Genomic DNA, 15675 nt, shown 5'->3' on the forward strand with positions numbered 1-15675 from the left:
GAACCAGTCGGCACATCAGCAATCGAGTAGACACCGTCGGCATTAGTAGTAGCCGTCTTGCCGCCGGCAGTCACCGTCACATTCGCAACACCATTGCCGTCCGGATCAGTCACCCGACCAGACACAGTGCCGAACTGCGACTTCGCGGCAGTCGAGTGCTGCCCGATCTGGTTGTCGCGCTGGTCGCTGACCACAACACCGGGGACTGTTTTCTCGTACGACGTCGCTGTCTCGTCGAAAAACAAATTGTACGTGCCAGCCGGAACCTTGGTCACGGTGAAGTTGCCGTCTTGGTCCGTATTCGCGGTGCGGCCGGCAATCGTCACGGGGGCGCCTTGCACGGGGTTCCCACCGGGGGCGTCGATAAGCGAACCGCTCACGGTGATCGGGTAGACATCGAAGTCGGGGGCGGCGAGGCCCTCGGCAGCCTCCCACGTCTTTGGTTCCGGGGTGACAAAACCAGCCGGTGGAACCACATTGATAGTCATCGTGCCGGAGGGGGACGGCACCGCGATCTCGTAGGAACCATCGGGTTGCACTGGAGAAGTGAAGGTCTCGGCGCCCTGGCGGATCTCCACCATCGTCTGCTTGTACTCATCCGCGGTTGCGTCGTGCATAGTTACTGAACCGCGGATGTCGCCGTTGACGGTTGGGCGAGTGAACCGCGCACCGCCGCCACGCAACGGCGTGGGGTACTGCGTGCCTTTACCCGGCGCGAAGAGGGCCAGTCGCTCACCCTGACCAACCTGCACTCCTGGGAGCTCATACGTGACGCGAATTGAGGGATGCCCCGACGTGGAGGTGCTTTGGGTGCGGCGCGCCGTCACGTCGTAGGAAGCAATGACCTGCGAGCGTTTCATGTGGTCCACGCGGTATTCGGCGACCTCGGGGATGCGTGTGAAGACCGGGTCGTCGGCTGGTGCCTCTTCGCGGGAGTTGGTGCTGCTTGGCGGAACGAAGTCGATGCTCACCGTCCGCACCGTCATGCCCGTGAGGAAAAACACGGACGCTTCCCAATCGCGTCCGGCGGTCCGCACGGTGCCGTTGTCGATGCCCGGCTGCTGCGTCGGCGCGATCTGGGCGTGTGCGACCGACCCCGCGGGGCCAAGGGGGATTTCCGCCACACCACCCGCGAGCGCCAACACAGTGGCCACCGCGGTGATGCGCTTTGCGCGCACGCGACCATTACCGGGCAGAGACATGCGGGCTCCCAACCTTTTCAACGCTCGAACACTGCCAGAACACAGGGAAACGCTACCACTTAGTTGTATTGCCTATCGATAATTACATGCACCGGGGGTACGGTCACGCGGGCTCGCCCAGCAGAGGGTCACAGACATCGCTAACGTATGCGTAAATGTGCGTAAAGAAAGGCAAGTACCTGTGAAAATTGCGGTTCTGGGCGGCGACGGATTCTGTGGCTGGCCCGCGTCCCTGCACCTTTCAGACCTCGGACATGAGGTCACGATCTTGGATAACCTGTCGCGTCGCCGCATCGACGGCGAGCTCGGCGCGGAGTCGTTGACGCCGATCGCGACTATCGACGAGCGCCTGGCAGCCTGGAACGAGGTCTCTGGCAAAGAGATCGGCTTCGAAAACATCGACGTGGCGCACGACTACGACGCACTGCTGGCCTTCCTGAAGGACTTTCAGCCGGACACGGTGATCCACTTCGCTGAGCAGCGCGCCGCGCCGTACTCCATGAAGAGCCCGCGCAACAAGCGCTACACCGTGGACAACAACGTCAACGCCACCCACAACCTGCTTACGGCAATCGTGGAGACCGGTCAGGACATCCACGTCGTGCACCTGGGCACCATGGGCGTGTACGGCTACGGCACCGCCGGCATGAAAATCCCGGAGGGCTACTTGGACGTGCAGGTGGACGCGGGTGAAAATGGCATTGTGGAGCAGCAGATCCTCTACCCCACCAACCCGGGTTCGATCTACCACATGACCAAGGTGCTGGACCAGCACCTGTTCGCGTACTACGCCAAGAACGACGAGCTGCGGATCACGGATCTGCACCAGGGCATCATCTGGGGCACCCACACCCCGCAGACGCTTCGCGACGAGCGGCTGATCAACCGTTTCGACTACGACGGCGACTACGGCACCGTGCTCAACCGCTTCCTCATGCAGGCGGCGATCGGCTATCCGCTGACCGTGCACGGCACCGGCGGGCAGACCCGCGCGTTCATCCACATCCGCGACATGGCGCGCTGCATCCAGCTGGCGGTGGAAAACCCGCCGGCGCGGGGTGAGCGCGTGAAGATCTTCAACCAGATGACGGAGACGCACAGGGTGCGGGATTTGGCGGAGCTCGTCGCAAAGATCGCGGACGCGGAGGTGCAGATGGTGCCAAACCCGCGAAAGGAGTCCGCCGAAAACGAACTCCATGTGGTCAACGACGCATTCCTGGACCTGGGTCTGGAGCCGACGAAGCTGGAAGAAGGCCTGCTCGTGGAGGTCGAGGAGGTGGCGAAGAAGTACGCCGACCGCGCGGACCGCTCGAAGATCCCGGCGCGCTCGCTGTGGACCGCCGCGCAGTCCGCCGGTGTGCCGCAGGGCGAAAAGTAAATGCGCATCGCGCTGCTCACCGAGGTTTTCCTGCCCAAAATCGACGGCGTGGTCACCCGCACAACCCGCCACCTGGACCAGCTGGCCGAGCTGGGCCACGAGGTGCTCATCTTCGCGCCCGGCAACCCGCCCGCCGAGTACGCCGGGTTCGAGGTCGTGCCGATCCGCTCGCACAGCCTGAAGGTGTACCCGGAGGTCAAGCACGGCATGCTGGGGCCGAAAACCTACCGCCGTCTGCGCGAGTTCAACCCGGACGTCGTGCACGCCGTCAACCCGATTTGGACGGCCGGCTGGTCCACGCTGGTGGTGGCGCGCCGCTTCCCCGTCATCGCGTCCTTTCACACGGACGTGCCGGAATACTGCCTGAAACTCGGCATCCCGTGGGTCAAACCGATCGCCGAGTGGGGGCTGCGCACCTTCCACGGCCGCGCGGGACTCAACATGGTGACCTCGGGCCCGATGATGGACAAGGCGGTCGCCTACGGCATCGACAACGTGCGGCTGTGGCCGAAGGCGGTGGATACGGAAAGCTTCACCCCGGAAGCGCGCACCCGAAAGATGCGCAGCCTGCTTTCCGACGGCCATCCGGACGACCCCCTGATCATCTTCGTCGGCCGCATCTCGGCGGAAAAATCCGTGGACCGCTGTATCCCGATCGTTGAAGAGGTGCGCAAGCGCGTGCCCAACGCGCGCCTGGCGTTTGTGGGCGAGGGCCCGCTTTACGACGAGCTCCGCGCCACCCCGCCCGACTGGGCCACCTTCACCGGATACTTGTCCGGCGCGGACCTGCACTCGGCCTACGCGTCAGGCGATGTGCTGCTGTTTCCCTCCACCACGGAGACCTTGGGCTTTGCCGCGTTGGAGGCCTTCGCGTCCGGCGTGCCGGTGGTGGCGGCGAAGGCCGGCGGGCTGCCGTTTGTGGTCGCCGACGGCGACAACGGTGTCTTGGTCGACCCGGAGGCACCGAACGCAGCCTGGGCCGACCCGATCGAGCGTATTTTGACGCAGCCGGAGCTGCGCGAGCGCATGTCCGCGTCCGGCCGCGCCGAGGCGGAGCGCTGGACGTGGCGCGCCTCCACCGAAACGGTGCTGGGCTACTACGACGAGGTCATTCGAAACGCAAGACGGTGACCTCGGCGGTCTCCCCGTCCGCGAACTCGCGGGATTCCGTCGCCGTGCGCACCGGCGCCGCCGGGTCGATCTCCCCGTAGGCCTCCACGCCGGGCCCGCAGGCGTCGACACGGCGGGGGTCGAACCACTCGATCTCCGCGCGGTCGCCCGCGATCACGCCGATGCCGGAGGCGTTCTCCCAAGCCTGGGAGTTGTCGTCGATGCCGGGCACGTCCTCCGGGTCGAAGCCGAGGCGCTGCGCTTCGGCCTTGTCCGTGTACGGGCAGAACACGTAGGCGCGCTCCACGTCCGGTCCCGCCACGTCCGCCACGGTGAAATCCCCGGCGAGCGCGGCGTCCTCTAGCCCCAGCTCGGTGCCGTGGGCGCCGCAGCCAGCCAGCACTAACACGCTGGCGGCGGCGAGGCTGAACTTACGCAACGTACCCATGGCTACTGAATCTCCGCCGGATCCTTGCGCTCCGGGAACACGCGCGGACGCACGCCCGCGATGTCCTCGACGACGCGGACCACTTGGTGGGAGTAGCCGTACTCGTTGTCGTACCAGACGTACAGCACGAGGTGGTTGCCGGAGGCGATGGTGGCCAGTCCGTCCACCACAGACGCGTGGGTGGTGCCGAGCAGGTCGGTGGAGACGACCTCCGGGGAGTTGATGTAGTCGATCTGCTGGCGCAGGTTGGAGTGGGTGGACACGCGGCGCAGGAAGTTGTTCACCTCGTCCTTCTCCACGTCCTTCTCCAGGTCCAGGTTCAGCACGGCCATGGACACGTCCGGGGTGGGCACGCGGATGGCGTTGCCGGTGAGCTTGCCCTCGAACTCCGGAAGCGCCTTGGACACGGCCTTGGCGGCACCGGTCTCGGTGAGCACCATGTTCAGGCCTGCGGCGCGGCCGCGGCGGTTGCCCTTGTGGAAGTTGTCGGCCAGGTTCTGGTCGTTGGTGTAGGAGTGGACGGTCTCGACGTGGCCGTGCTTGACACCGTAGCGGTCGTTGATCACCTTCAGCACCGGGGTGATGCCGTTGGTGGTGCAGGACGCGGCGGACAGGACACGCTCGTCGCCGATCATGTCCTCGTTGATGCCGTAGACGATGTTCGGAATGTCGCCCTTGCCCGGCGCGGTGAGCAGGACGCGGTCCACGCCCTTGGACTCCAGGTGCTTGGACAGGCCGTCGCGGTCGCGCCAAGCACCGGTGTTGTCTACCACGATGGCGTTGTCGATGCCGTAGGCGGTGTAGTTGATCTCTGCCGGGTCGTTGGCGTAGATCATCTGGATCGGGGTGCCGTTGGCCCAGATGATTTCCTTGTCCTCGTCGACGGTGATGGTGCCGTTGAACGGGCCGTGCACGGAGTCGCGGCGCAGCAGCGAGGCGCGCTTGATGATGTCGATGTCGCCCTTCTTGCGCACCACCACCGCGCGCAGGCGCACGCCGCCGTACATTGCCTCGCGGGCAATGAGGATGCGGGCGAGCAGACGGCCGATGCGGCCGAAGCCGTAGAGGACCACGTCGCGGGCCTCGAGCGAGGAAGAGGTGCCGATGACGTCGGCGAGCTCGCGGTCGAGGAAGGTGCGCAGGTCCTTTTCGTCGGAGTGCTTGTACTCCTTGGCCAGGCGGCCCAGATCGATCGACGCGGTGCCCAAGTCCATCTCCACGAGCTCGCGCAGGATCGGCAGCGTCTCGTCGAGCGCGAGCTCCTTTTCATCGATGCGGCGGGCGTAGCGGTGCGCCTTGATGATGTCGATGTCGGTGACACCCACCAGCAGGCGGCCGTAGACCGAGGTCACCGCGTTGTGCTCGCGGTGCAGGCGGCTGATCAGCGGCAGCATCTCCTGCGCGAGGGTGAGCTTGTGGTTCCATTCGTCGCGGGGGTTTGTCGTTTCGGTCAACGTCGCTCCTTATGCATGTGGGAATCGGGGGCAATTTCTTCGCCCGTGATCGCCCCCTTACTTTAGCGCAGCACTTCGCGGTACTTTGCTGGATCCGGTTGCGGGGCGAAGTTCGGGGACTGGTCCTTGTCCACGAGCACCGCGCGTACCCCCTCGACGAAGTCGGGTTCGCGGGTCATCACGGCACCGAGGCGCCGCTCGTTGTCTAGGGCACCGGCAAGGTCCTGCGAGGCGTTGGCGTTGAACAGCTCGGCGGCAGCGACCAGGGACGACGGAGAGGCCTTCGCAGTCAGCTTTGCGACGAGCTCCGCCACCTCCCCGTCCAACTTGCCCTGAATCTCAGCCCAGGAACCCTGGAACGTGGGCTCGATGGCGTCGTAAAGCGATGAAAGCTCCGACTCCCCCTGCTCCAGCGCCACCGTGTCCAGGAAGCCGGGGCCTTCGGCGACAATGCCGTCGAGCACCCCGTCCAGCGTGGCCACCTTGTGCGTGGCCAGGCCGGTGGCCAGCATGTCGTCGGGGGTGAGCCGGTAGCCGGTCAGCGCGAGGAACTTCCCCAGCGGCAGCGACGGGCGCTTCGACAGATTCTGCAGCAGCCACGACATTCCGACGTCGGTGACGTAGCCGATGTTCATCTCCGGCATGGACGCGAAAGCGTCCTCAGTGACCACCATGTGCGAGCCGTGGGCGGAGATGCCCATGCCGCCGCCCATAATCACGCCGTTGCAGAGCGCGATGTAGGGCTTGGGGTAGTTCGCAATGTCCAAGTTCATGGCGTACTCGTCGGCGAAAAACGCGTCGACCTCGTCGCCTCGGCCCTCGAGAATGCCGTCACGGGCCGCGCGGACATCGCCGCCTGAGCAGAAGTGCTTGCCCGAGGATTGGACGACCACCTGCTCGATGGCGCCGTCGTCGCGCCACTGCTTCAATGTGGCGTCGATGGCGCGGGCCATCTCGGGGCTCAGCGAGTTCAACGCCTTCGGGCGGTCGAGGGTGATCACACCGGTGGTGTCGCGTACTTCAGTCTTAATCAGATCGGTCATGCTTTCCTAGTGTTCCACATCACACCGGTAGTGTGGGAGCAATGCGGACACCTCGATTGATTGCGCTGGACATGGACGGCACACTCCTCGACGGCGACGGGCGCGTGCCGGACGCGTTTTGGCCGCTTCTGGACGCCGCACGCTCGCGCGGGGTGACCCTCGCACCGGCGTCCGGCCGCCAGCTGGCCACCTTGCAGCGGATGTTCCCGGACTGCGACACCTTCATCGCGGAAAACGGCGCGGTGGTTGCGCGCGACGGCGAGGTCGTCTCCACCACCGCCCTGCCGGAGGAGCCGGTGCGCCGCCTGCTGTCTGAGCTGACCGGCGCGCCGTTTGCCGCCCACGCCGTGGTGTGCGCGCCAGAGGTCGCCGCCACCGCGCCGCTGCCGCCGGAGGTGGACGCGGAGGTGGACAAGTACTACGCGGCGCGCACCTTGCTTGGCGACGGCTCCGCCTCCCCCACCATCAAAGTCGCCCTGTACGTGGAATCGGACGCCGAGCGTGAAGCGTACCCGTGGGTGCGCGAGCTGGTGCCGGAGCTGCGCGCATTGGTCTCCGGCAAGCACTGGGTGGACCTCATGCACCCGGACGCCGACAAGGGCCTGGCGCTTTCGCAGCTGGCCGGCGCGATGGGGGTTTCGATGGCGGAGACCGCAGCGTTCGGCGACTACCTCAACGACCTCGGCATGCTCAAAGTTGCCGGTCACGCCGTGGCGATGGGCAACGCGCACGAAGACCTGAAAGCCGTCGCCGACGAGGTGGTGGGCACCAACGTCGACGGCGCGGCCGTGGTAAGGATGGCGCAGTGGCTCTCATGATCGACTTTGCCCAAACCGCAGACGTTGTCGCCCCGCAGCTGCTCGGCTGCGTGATCACGCACAACGGGGTGAGTATCCGGCTCACCGAGGTCGAGGCGTACCTCGGGGCCGACGACCCGGCGGCGCACACCTACCGCGGCAAAACAGCGCGCAACGCGGCCATGTTCGGCCCGCCCGGGCGTTTATACGTGTACTTCTCTTACGGCATCCACCACAACGGCAACATCGTCTGCGCACCGGAAGGCGACGGGCAGGGCTGCCTCATGCGCGGCGGCGAAGTCGTCGCAGGCGAAGAGTTGGCGCGAAAGCGGCGCCAGCGCCCCGACCGTGCGCTCATCCCCTACGAAAACCTGGCCCGCGGCCCCGGCAACCTGGGCCAGGCGCTCGGTCTTGGGCTCGGCGACAACGGCACACAGGTATACATCACCCCGCGCGATGCCGAGCCGGAGTGGGTGGCCGGCCCGCGCATCGGCATCTCCAAAAACGCCGACGCCCCGTGGAGGTTCTGGATACCCGGCAACAAAACCGTCTCCACCCCACGGGGCGCACCGAAGAAGCGCTAGCTACTTCTTTTTCTTCTTTTTCTTCTTCTTGGACTGCTTGCCAAGCTCAAGGTTGGCGGCGACGTCGGGGACGTAGCGGAACTCGTCGCGAGGCGGACGCTCATAGTCCGTGATCTCCGGGCGCTCCGGGATCTCCGGCAAGTCCGGCTTGATGTGCTCGTACGGGATGGTGGACAAAAGGTGCGAGATGACGTTGATGCGCGAGCGCTTCTTGTCCTCGCTTTCCACCGTGTACCACGGCGCCGACGGAATGTCGGTGTGGACGAACATCTCGTCCTTCGCGCGGGAGTACTCCTCCCACTTCGTGATGGACTCCAGGTCCATCGGCGAGAGCTTCCACTGACGCAGCGGATCGTTGCGGCGCGACTGGAAGCGCTTGTACTGCTCCTCATCGGAGACGGAGAACCAGTACTTGCGCAGCATGATGCCGTCCTCAACCAGGAGGCGCTCGAAGATCGGCGCCTGATGCAGGAACCGGCGGTACTCCTGCGACGACGCGAACCCCATCACGCGCTCCACACCGGCGCGGTTGTACCAGGAGCGGTCGAAGATGACGATCTCACCGGCCGTGGGCAGCTTCTCCACGTAGCGCTGGAAGTACCACTGGCCCTGCTCGCGATCCGTCGGCTTCGGCAGCGCCTCGATGCGGCAGGTGCGCGGGTTCATGTACTGGGTGATCCGCTTAATCGCGGAGCCCTTGCCGGCGGCGTCGCGGCCCTCCATGACGATGACCAGGCGCTCGCCGTTTTCCACCACCCACTGCTGCATATCCACGAGCTCAGCCTGCAGGCGCAGCAGCTCCTTCTCGTACGCTTTCTTGGACAGTTTCGGCGGTTTGTTGTCGTGGCTCATGGGTGTAACCGTACCTGCAGGTGCCGTGAGCACTAAAAACACAAAGAAACCTGAGAAGAAAGATCAACATGAGATAACCAGTGCATTGTTCAACAATAAATGCGTTATACTCTCCGTAGTTCTAACCAATACGGTCACCCACCTGCGCAAACACGGTAGGTGACAACTGATTTCAATACGAATGCCATGCTTGCACACAACGTTTCCGCCGAGGTCCGACGCGCGATCTCACGTGGCGAATTCGCCCCCGGGCAAAAGCTCAACGAGGTCGCCCTCGCCGAGCGCTTCGGGGTTTCCCGCAACACGTTGCGTGAAGCATTCGCCATGCTGACCTCCGAAGGCCTCTGCGAACGCATCCCTAACCGCGGTGTCTTCCTGGCCACCCCGACGCCGGAATTCGTCACAGACACCTTCCGCGCCCGCGCCGCCATCGAACCGGCCGCGCTGCTTTGGGGCCCGGACCTTGACGTCGAACGACTCGACGAGCTGAACAAGGAAGCCCGCGTCGCAATCGAGGAAGAAGACGACGACCTGCTCATCGCCGTCAACCAAGCATTCCACCACGTCGTGCTCGCCGCGATGGGTTCGAAGACCCTCGGCGACACCATGGACCAGCTCGACGCCTTCCTCCGTCTGGCCACCCTGCCGATCCTGGAGCGCGACCCAGCATTTAACCGCGGCTTCATCGAGGTCAACGAGCGCATCGTTGAACTGGTCAAATCCGGCGACCGTCAGGGCGCCTCCGACTACCTGCAAGAACAGCTCATGGTGCAGGCCGAGGCAATCATCGAGATGATCGAGAAGATCAACAACGGCGCTGTCTAAACCACCCCCGGCCCAACCTGAGTGCAAGATCACATGCGTCAGGTTGTATAACTAGGGCCATGCACATCGACCTCAATGCCGACCTCGGCGAGACCACCGCGGGTAACCCGGTCGCTGACGACGCAGCCATGCTGGAGATGGTCTCCAGCGCCAACGTCGCCACCGGCTTCCACGCGGGAGACCCCCATTCCATCGCCGGCACCCTGAAAAACGCCGCCGCCCACGACGTGACCCTCGGCGCGCACGTGGCCTACAACGACCCGGCAGGCTTCGGCCGCCGCTTCATCGACTACGCCCCCGCTGAGCTCGCCGACGAGACGCTCTACCAAATCGGCGCCCTCGACGCACTCGCCCGCGTCCACGGCATGCGCGTGCGCTACGTCAAGCCGCACGGCGCGCTCTACAACACGATCGTCCACCACGAAGCCCACGCCAAGGCGGTCATCGACGGCATCAAAGCGTTTAGCCCCGAGCTTGCCGTGATGCTGCTTCCCGGTGGCGTCGCCGTCGACATCGCCGAAAAGGCGGGCCTGCGCGTGATCCGCGAAGCGTTCGCGGACCGCGGCTACAACCCCGACGGCACGCTCGTGTCGCGCCGTGAGCCGGGTGCGGTCATGCACGACCCGCAGGACGTCGCTAAGCGAGTGCTCCAAGTCGCCTCCACCGGATCCGTCACCGCCATCGACGGCACCGAAGTCAAAGTCCAGGCCGAATCGGTCTGCGTCCACGGCGACTCCCCCGGCTCCGTCGAACTGACCCGCAGCGTCGTGCACAAGCTTGCCGACGAAGGCATCCGCATCGAGGCCGTCCTGTGAGCTACCCCGTAAAGCGAGTCGGCACCCGCGCCCTCATCGTGGACCTGCCCGACCTGAAAACCGTCATGGACTTCTACGCGGCACTTACTGCCTCCCCACTGGAGCACCAAACCGATGTGGTCGCCGCCGCCCGCACTGTGCTGGTGACCTTCGACTCGCCAACCGCCACCACCAGGGCCGTGGACGTGCTGGCCTCCTACTCCCCCGACGCCGCCGACATGGGCACCCCGCGCGACATCAACATTGACGTGCGATACGACGGCGAAGACGTCGACGCGCTGGCGACGTCGCTAGGCATGAGCGCGGACGAGCTGATCGACTGGCACACCTCCACCACCTGGGTCGCCGCCTTCGGCGGATTCGCCCCCGGATTCACCTACTGCGTGCCAGAAGACGCCTCGCGCGCGCTGGAAATCCCGCGCCGCGACTCGCCCCGCACCGCCGTCCCCGCAGGCGCCGTCGCCCTGGCCGGCGAGTTCTCCGCCGTCTACCCGCGCACCTCCCCCGGCGGCTGGCAGCTCATAGGCACCACCGCCACCCCGATGTGGGACTCCACCGCCACCCCGCCCGCGCTCGTTGCCCCCGGCGACCGCGTGCACTACCGCGCCGTAGACACCCTCCCGGCGGACACGCAAACCGCGCGCAAACACCTCGCCACCCCGCCGCGCAGGCCCGTGTTCACGCTGGACGACGCCGGGCTGCAGACCCTGTACCAAGACCTCGGCCGCCAAGGCAACGGCAACCTCGGCGTGACCACGTCCGGCTCCTCCGACCGCGCCTCCGCCCGCACCGCCAACGCCGCAGTAGGCAACAAACGCAACGCCACGCTTTTAGAAAACGTCGGCGGGCTCACCATGACCGCCCTGGCCGAAACAGTCATCTGCGTCACCGGCGCCGACGCCGAAGTCACCGTCGGCGGGCGCCCCGCCCCCCTGGCCACCCCAACGATCGTGCCGGCCGGCGCGGAAGTCGTCGTCGCACCTGCGCGGCTAGGGTTCCGCACCTACGTCGCCGTGCGCGGCGGGCTCATCGCCGACACCGAGCTGGACTCGGCAGCCACCGACATGCTCTCCGGCCTCGGCCCGAAGCCGCTTGCCGCCGGCGACACCATCGCCATGTCGCTGACCCCGCCGCAGTCCGCGAACTCGCTTTTGTCCAACCCGCTGCGCGTCGAACGCGACGGCGCCGACGTCGTCGGCGTGGTGCGCTGCGTCCTCGGCCCCCGCGACGACTGGTTCGACGCGGACGCCGTGGACCGGTTCTTCGCCACCACTTTCACCGTCACCGGCGACTCCAACCGCGTGGGCCTGCGCCTCGAATCCGACGCGCCCCTGACCCGCTCGCGCGACGGCGAGCTGCCCAGCGAAGGCATGGTCGCAGGCTCCGTGCAGATCCCCCCGTCCGGCCAGCCCGTGCTCTTCCTGCGCGACCACGCCGTGACCGGCGGATACCCTGTCATCGCGACCGTGATCAACGAAGACGTCGACATCGCCGCACAACTCCCGCCCGGCGGAAAACTCCGCTTCGAGCGCTACACCCTGGAAGGTTAAGGAATGACTCTTTCTGCCGTACTGATCGCCAACCGCGGAGAGATCGCCGTGCGTATCGCACGCACCGCCCGCGACTTGGGCATCCGCTCCATCGCCGTCTACTCCGAGCCCGACACCGGCGCACTCCACACCCAGGTCGCCGACGAGGCGTACCTACTGCCGGGCAACACCTCCGCCGAGACGTACATGAACATCCCGGCGCTCATCGAGATCGCGCACCGCGCCGGCGCCGACTGCCTCCACCCCGGCTACGGCTTTTTGTCCGAAAACGCCGACTTCGCCCGCACCGTCGAGGAGGCCGGCCTGAAATGGATCGGCCCCTCGCCCGAGGCCATCGAACTGCTCGGCGACAAGCTCTCCGCCCGCGCCCTCGCCGTCGAAGCGGGCGCCCCGCTCGCACCGGGCACCGGCGAGCCGCTGTCCACCTGGGAGGAAGCCCGCGACTTCGCCAGCGAGCACGGCATGCCTATCGCAATCAAGGCAGCCTTCGGCGGCGGCGGCCGCGGCCTGAAAGTCGTCTTCGACGAGGCCGACATCGAGGAAGGCTTCGCTTCTGCCGGCCGCGAGGCGAAGGAAGCATTCGGCCGCGGCGAGTGCTACGTGGAGAAGTTCCTCACCCACCCGCGCCACGTCGAGGCGCAGGTGCTTGCCGACGCGCACGGCAACGTCGCCGTGCTTGGCACCCGCGACTGCTCCACCCAGCGCCGCTTCCAGAAACTCATCGAGGAAGCCCCCGCGCCGTTTTTGACCGACGAGCAGCGCACCGCCATCGAAGAAGGCGCCCGGGAAATCATCCGTAAGGCGAACTACCAGTCCGCCGGCACCGTCGAATACATCGTCTCTGAAGACGGCACCGTGTCGTTTTTGGAGGTCAACACCCGCGTCCAGGTCGAGCACCCCGTCACCGAAGCCATCACTGGCGTGGACATCATCGCCGAACAGTTCCGCATCGCAGACGGGCTTCCGCTGTCCTTCGGCGACGCCGACCCGCAAATCCATGGTCACGCGTTCGAGTTCCGCATCAACGCCGAAGACGTCACCAACGGATTCGCGCCGTCGCCCGGCACCGTGACGCGTTTCGACGTGCCCACCGGCCCCGGTGTGCGCATCGACACCGGCGTGCGCACCGGTGGCCAAATCCCGCCCTACTACGACTCGCTCATGGGCAAGCTCGTCGTCTGGGGGCCGGACCGCGACACCGCGTTGAAGCGTGCGAAGCAGGCGCTCAGCGAGTTCGTCATCGAAGGCGTGCGCACCGTGCTGCCGTTCCACCGCGACATGGTCGACGCGCCCGAGATCACCGGCGACAGCCTCGACGTCTACACCGACTGGGTGGATCACAACTACTCGCCGTCGCAAAAACACAGTGACGTGGACATCGAGCACATCTACGACGAGCGCCGCGACGTCGTTATCGAGATCGACGGGCGCCTGCACACCATCGGCTTCCCCGTCGCGCTGCTCGGCGGCGGCGCTGCCCCAGCTGCGGCTGACGCTGCCGCTCCCTCCGGCGACGAGGCTGGCGCGGTGACGTCGAAGTACGAGGCCACCATCGTGGAATGGCTGGTCGCCGACGGCGACGTCGTCTCCAAGGGCGATGCCATTGCGACCGTCGAGGCGATGAAGATGGAATCGCAGCTCAAAGCGCCTCGCGACGGGCAGATCTCGCTTGCCGCACAGCAGGGCGAGCGCGTGAAGGCGAACGCCACCATCGCGACCATTTCCTAGATATGAGCGCGGTCACTGACATACGATGAGGGTGTCTGAAGCCACACCAGCGAAAGGACCCCTATCATGGCTGAGACAATGCAGGCACTCACCTACTTCGGCGAGGGCGACGTGCGCGTCGACACGCGCCCTGTGCCGACCATCTTGGAGCCCACCGATGCGATCATCCGCATCGACACCACCACCATCTGCGGCACCGACCTCGGCATCTTCCATGGCAAAAACCCCGAAATTGAGGAACGCGAACGCGAGCGCACAGGCGAATGGAACGGACGCATCCTCGGCCACGAAGGCATCGGCACCGTCGAAGCCGTCGGCGAGGCAGTGCAAAACTTCCAACCCGGCGACAAAGTACTCGTCTCGTGTGTTTCCCGATGCGGCGCGTGCGAGAACTGCCAAAAGCAGCTTTACAGCCACTGCCAGAACGGCGGATCCTGGATTCTGGGCTACATGATTGACGGCACTCTCGCCGAGTACGTGCGCACCCCGTTCGCCGACACCTCCCTCTACCACCTGCCGGACACACTGGACAAAGAAGTCGCAGTGTTCCTTTCCGACGCCTTGCCCACCGGACACGAAATCGGAGTCCAATACGGCAACGTCACGCCGGGCAGCGACATCATGATCGTCGGCGCAGGCCCAGTCGGCATGGGCGTGCTGCTCACATCCCAGTTCTATTCTCCAGCCACCATCACAGTCGTGGACATGGATGATAACCGCCTCGACAAGGCCCGCGAAATGGGCGCAACCCACGCCCTCAACCCCGCAAACGAAGACGTCAACGCCCGTATCGGCGACATCACCGACGGGCGGGGCGTGGACACCGCCATCGAAGCAGTCGGCCTGCCTGCCACATGGAAAACATGCGCCGACAACGTCAAGGAAGGCGGCAACATTGCTGTCGTCGGCGTGCACGGGAAACCGGTGGAGTTTCCGCTGCAGGAAATGTGGATCAAAAATCTCACCGTAACCACCGGTCTCGTCAACGCGAACACCACAGGCATGCTGCTCAAGGCAGTCCAGAACTCGGACCTGCCCATCAAGTCTCTGGCTACCCACCACTTCACGTGGGACCAGCTCGGCGAGGCATGGGAGACGTTCTCGCATGCCGACGAGCACCAGGCGATGAAGGTCATCATCGACAACGTCTAGCCGAAGAGTTGGTCGAGTGCTCCGCGGTCGGTGTTTTTCAGGTGGTACCCGCGTGGTGAGACCCACCAGGGTGCGCCTCTGATCATGGCGATGCGGCCGCGGGATTTGCGCCAGGGGTCGTCGTCGTTGACCCGGTTGTGGTAGCGGCATAGCGGCACCAGGTTGTTCATGTTGGTCTGCCCGCCGTGTTTCCACGCTTTCACGTGGTGGATCTCGGAGGCGTACGCCCCGTGCCTGCACCCTGGGAAGGCGCACACGGGTGAGACCATGCAGGCCATGTCGCGCTGTTTCTGGTTGGCGAAACGCTCGGTGTCGTACAGATTCACCGCCCCTTCCTCTGGGTGGAACGCTGCGACCTCCAACGTCTCGCCGAACTCGTGCTGGAGGTATTCGGCGCCGGTCATGGTGGTGCCGTCGGTCAGCGTGAGGATGACGTCGTCGCCCTCGCCCGCCATGATGCGTGCGTGCTCAGAAATCGGCACCATCACGATCGGGCGCGGCGCGGCAGCAACCACCCCGCCGGTTTCGCCTTCGACGATGCGCCAAAACGCCTCCTCCATCTGGGGTGCGGCGGGCTGTGTGTCGTCGATGCCTTGCCGCAGGCGGTGCTCTAAGTCTGCGGCTTTGCGGTCGGTGGTGTCGATGGTGATGCGCGCCCGGCCGTTGTTCGGCGCGGAGAACGCCACCTGTTTCTTTTTCGGCGCCGTGTCCTCGCGGGGCACCAACTCTCGTGCGGC

General features: G+C 65.5%; 15 protein-coding genes. 9 read left to right on the forward strand and 6 right to left on the reverse strand.

Annotated elements, in window-relative coordinates:
• Nucleotides 1-1202: carboxypeptidase regulatory-like domain-containing protein (locus tag QP996_RS03990; RefSeq protein WP_284871356.1), on the reverse strand; the 1202-nt coding region annotated here is incomplete at its 3' end.
• A 181-nt stretch (nucleotides 1203-1383) separates the two neighbouring features.
• On the opposite strand from QP996_RS03990, the gene QP996_RS03995 reads away from it, so the two are divergent.
• Both QP996_RS03995 and QP996_RS04000 read left to right on the forward strand, forming a co-directional pair.
• A complete protein-coding gene (locus QP996_RS03995) occupies nucleotides 1384-2580 on the forward strand; it encodes an NAD-dependent epimerase/dehydratase family protein (RefSeq protein ID WP_284871357.1) in 1197 nt (398 codons plus the stop codon).
• Nucleotides 2581-3711 carry a glycosyltransferase family 4 protein gene (locus QP996_RS04000; protein ID WP_284871358.1) on the forward strand — a complete coding sequence of 377 codons (1131 nt, stop codon included), beginning with the start codon at nucleotides 2581-2583 and terminating at the stop codon, nucleotides 3709-3711.
• Here the strand turns inward: QP996_RS04000 and QP996_RS04005 are convergent.
• The 3 genes from QP996_RS04005 to QP996_RS04015 form a co-directional block, all read right to left on the reverse strand.
• Nucleotides 3689-4138, reverse strand: coding sequence for a hypothetical protein (locus QP996_RS04005; RefSeq protein ID WP_284871359.1), 450 nt, complete (start codon nucleotides 4136-4138; stop codon nucleotides 3689-3691). The genes QP996_RS04000 and QP996_RS04005 overlap by 23 nt on opposite strands.
• A gap of 2 nt (nucleotides 4139-4140) precedes the next feature.
• Nucleotides 4141-5532 carry a glyceraldehyde-3-phosphate dehydrogenase gene (locus QP996_RS04010; protein WP_502870111.1) on the reverse strand — a complete coding sequence of 464 codons (1392 nt, stop codon included), beginning with the start codon at nucleotides 5530-5532 and terminating at the stop codon, nucleotides 4141-4143.
• A 122-nt stretch (nucleotides 5533-5654) separates the two neighbouring features.
• Nucleotides 5655-6635 (reverse strand): 3-hydroxyisobutyryl-CoA hydrolase, encoded by a 981-nt coding sequence (locus QP996_RS04015; protein WP_284871361.1) that lies wholly within the window; start codon nucleotides 6633-6635, stop codon nucleotides 5655-5657.
• 41 nt (nucleotides 6636-6676) lie between these two features.
• Between QP996_RS04015 and QP996_RS04020 the strand changes: the two genes are divergently transcribed.
• Nucleotides 6677-7453, forward strand: a complete 777-nt coding sequence (locus tag QP996_RS04020; RefSeq protein ID WP_284871362.1) for an HAD family hydrolase — start codon at nucleotides 6677-6679, stop codon at nucleotides 7451-7453.
• A complete protein-coding gene (locus QP996_RS04025; RefSeq protein WP_284871376.1) occupies nucleotides 7450-8016 on the forward strand; it encodes a DNA-3-methyladenine glycosylase in 567 nt (188 codons plus the stop codon). The genes QP996_RS04020 and QP996_RS04025 overlap by 4 nt, the downstream gene beginning before the upstream one ends.
• Here QP996_RS04025 and ppk2 read toward each other — a convergent pair whose 3' ends face one another.
• Nucleotides 8017-8868 carry a polyphosphate kinase 2 gene (ppk2, locus tag QP996_RS04030; protein WP_284871363.1) on the reverse strand — a complete coding sequence of 284 codons (852 nt, stop codon included), beginning with the start codon at nucleotides 8866-8868 and terminating at the stop codon, nucleotides 8017-8019.
• 186 nt (nucleotides 8869-9054) lie between these two features.
• Between ppk2 and QP996_RS04035 the strand changes: the two genes are divergently transcribed.
• The 5 genes from QP996_RS04035 to QP996_RS04055 all read left to right on the forward strand — a co-directional run bounded on the left by QP996_RS04035 (nucleotide 9055) and on the right by QP996_RS04055 (nucleotide 14938).
• Nucleotides 9055-9693, forward strand: a complete 639-nt coding sequence (locus QP996_RS04035) for a GntR family transcriptional regulator (RefSeq protein WP_284871364.1) — start codon at nucleotides 9055-9057, stop codon at nucleotides 9691-9693.
• A gap of 59 nt (nucleotides 9694-9752) precedes the next feature.
• Entirely contained in the window at nucleotides 9753-10508 is a 756-nt protein-coding gene (locus QP996_RS04040; RefSeq protein WP_284871365.1) for a LamB/YcsF family protein, read from the forward strand.
• Nucleotides 10505-12058: a 5-oxoprolinase subunit B/C family protein gene (locus QP996_RS04045; protein ID WP_284871366.1), complete on the forward strand. Its 1554-nt coding sequence runs from the start codon at nucleotides 10505-10507 to the stop codon at nucleotides 12056-12058. Before QP996_RS04040 ends, QP996_RS04045 begins: the two co-directional genes overlap by 4 nt.
• Before the next feature lie 3 nt (nucleotides 12059-12061).
• Entirely contained in the window at nucleotides 12062-13786 is a 1725-nt protein-coding gene (locus tag QP996_RS04050) for an acetyl/propionyl/methylcrotonyl-CoA carboxylase subunit alpha (RefSeq protein WP_284871367.1), read from the forward strand.
• A gap of 66 nt (nucleotides 13787-13852) precedes the next feature.
• Nucleotides 13853-14938, forward strand: coding sequence for a zinc-dependent alcohol dehydrogenase family protein (locus tag QP996_RS04055; protein WP_284871368.1), 1086 nt, complete (start codon nucleotides 13853-13855; stop codon nucleotides 14936-14938).
• On the opposite strand, the gene QP996_RS04060 is transcribed toward QP996_RS04055, so the two are convergent.
• A partial coding sequence (locus tag QP996_RS04060) for an HNH endonuclease signature motif containing protein (RefSeq protein ID WP_284871369.1) occupies nucleotides 14935-15675 on the reverse strand: 741 nt, incomplete at its 5' end. The two genes, QP996_RS04055 and QP996_RS04060, sit on opposite strands and share 4 nt — an antisense overlap.

Origin of the sequence: Corynebacterium sp. MSK008 (assembly GCF_030232585.1) — a bacterium.
Lineage (GTDB): Bacteria > Actinomycetota > Actinomycetes > Mycobacteriales > Mycobacteriaceae > Corynebacterium.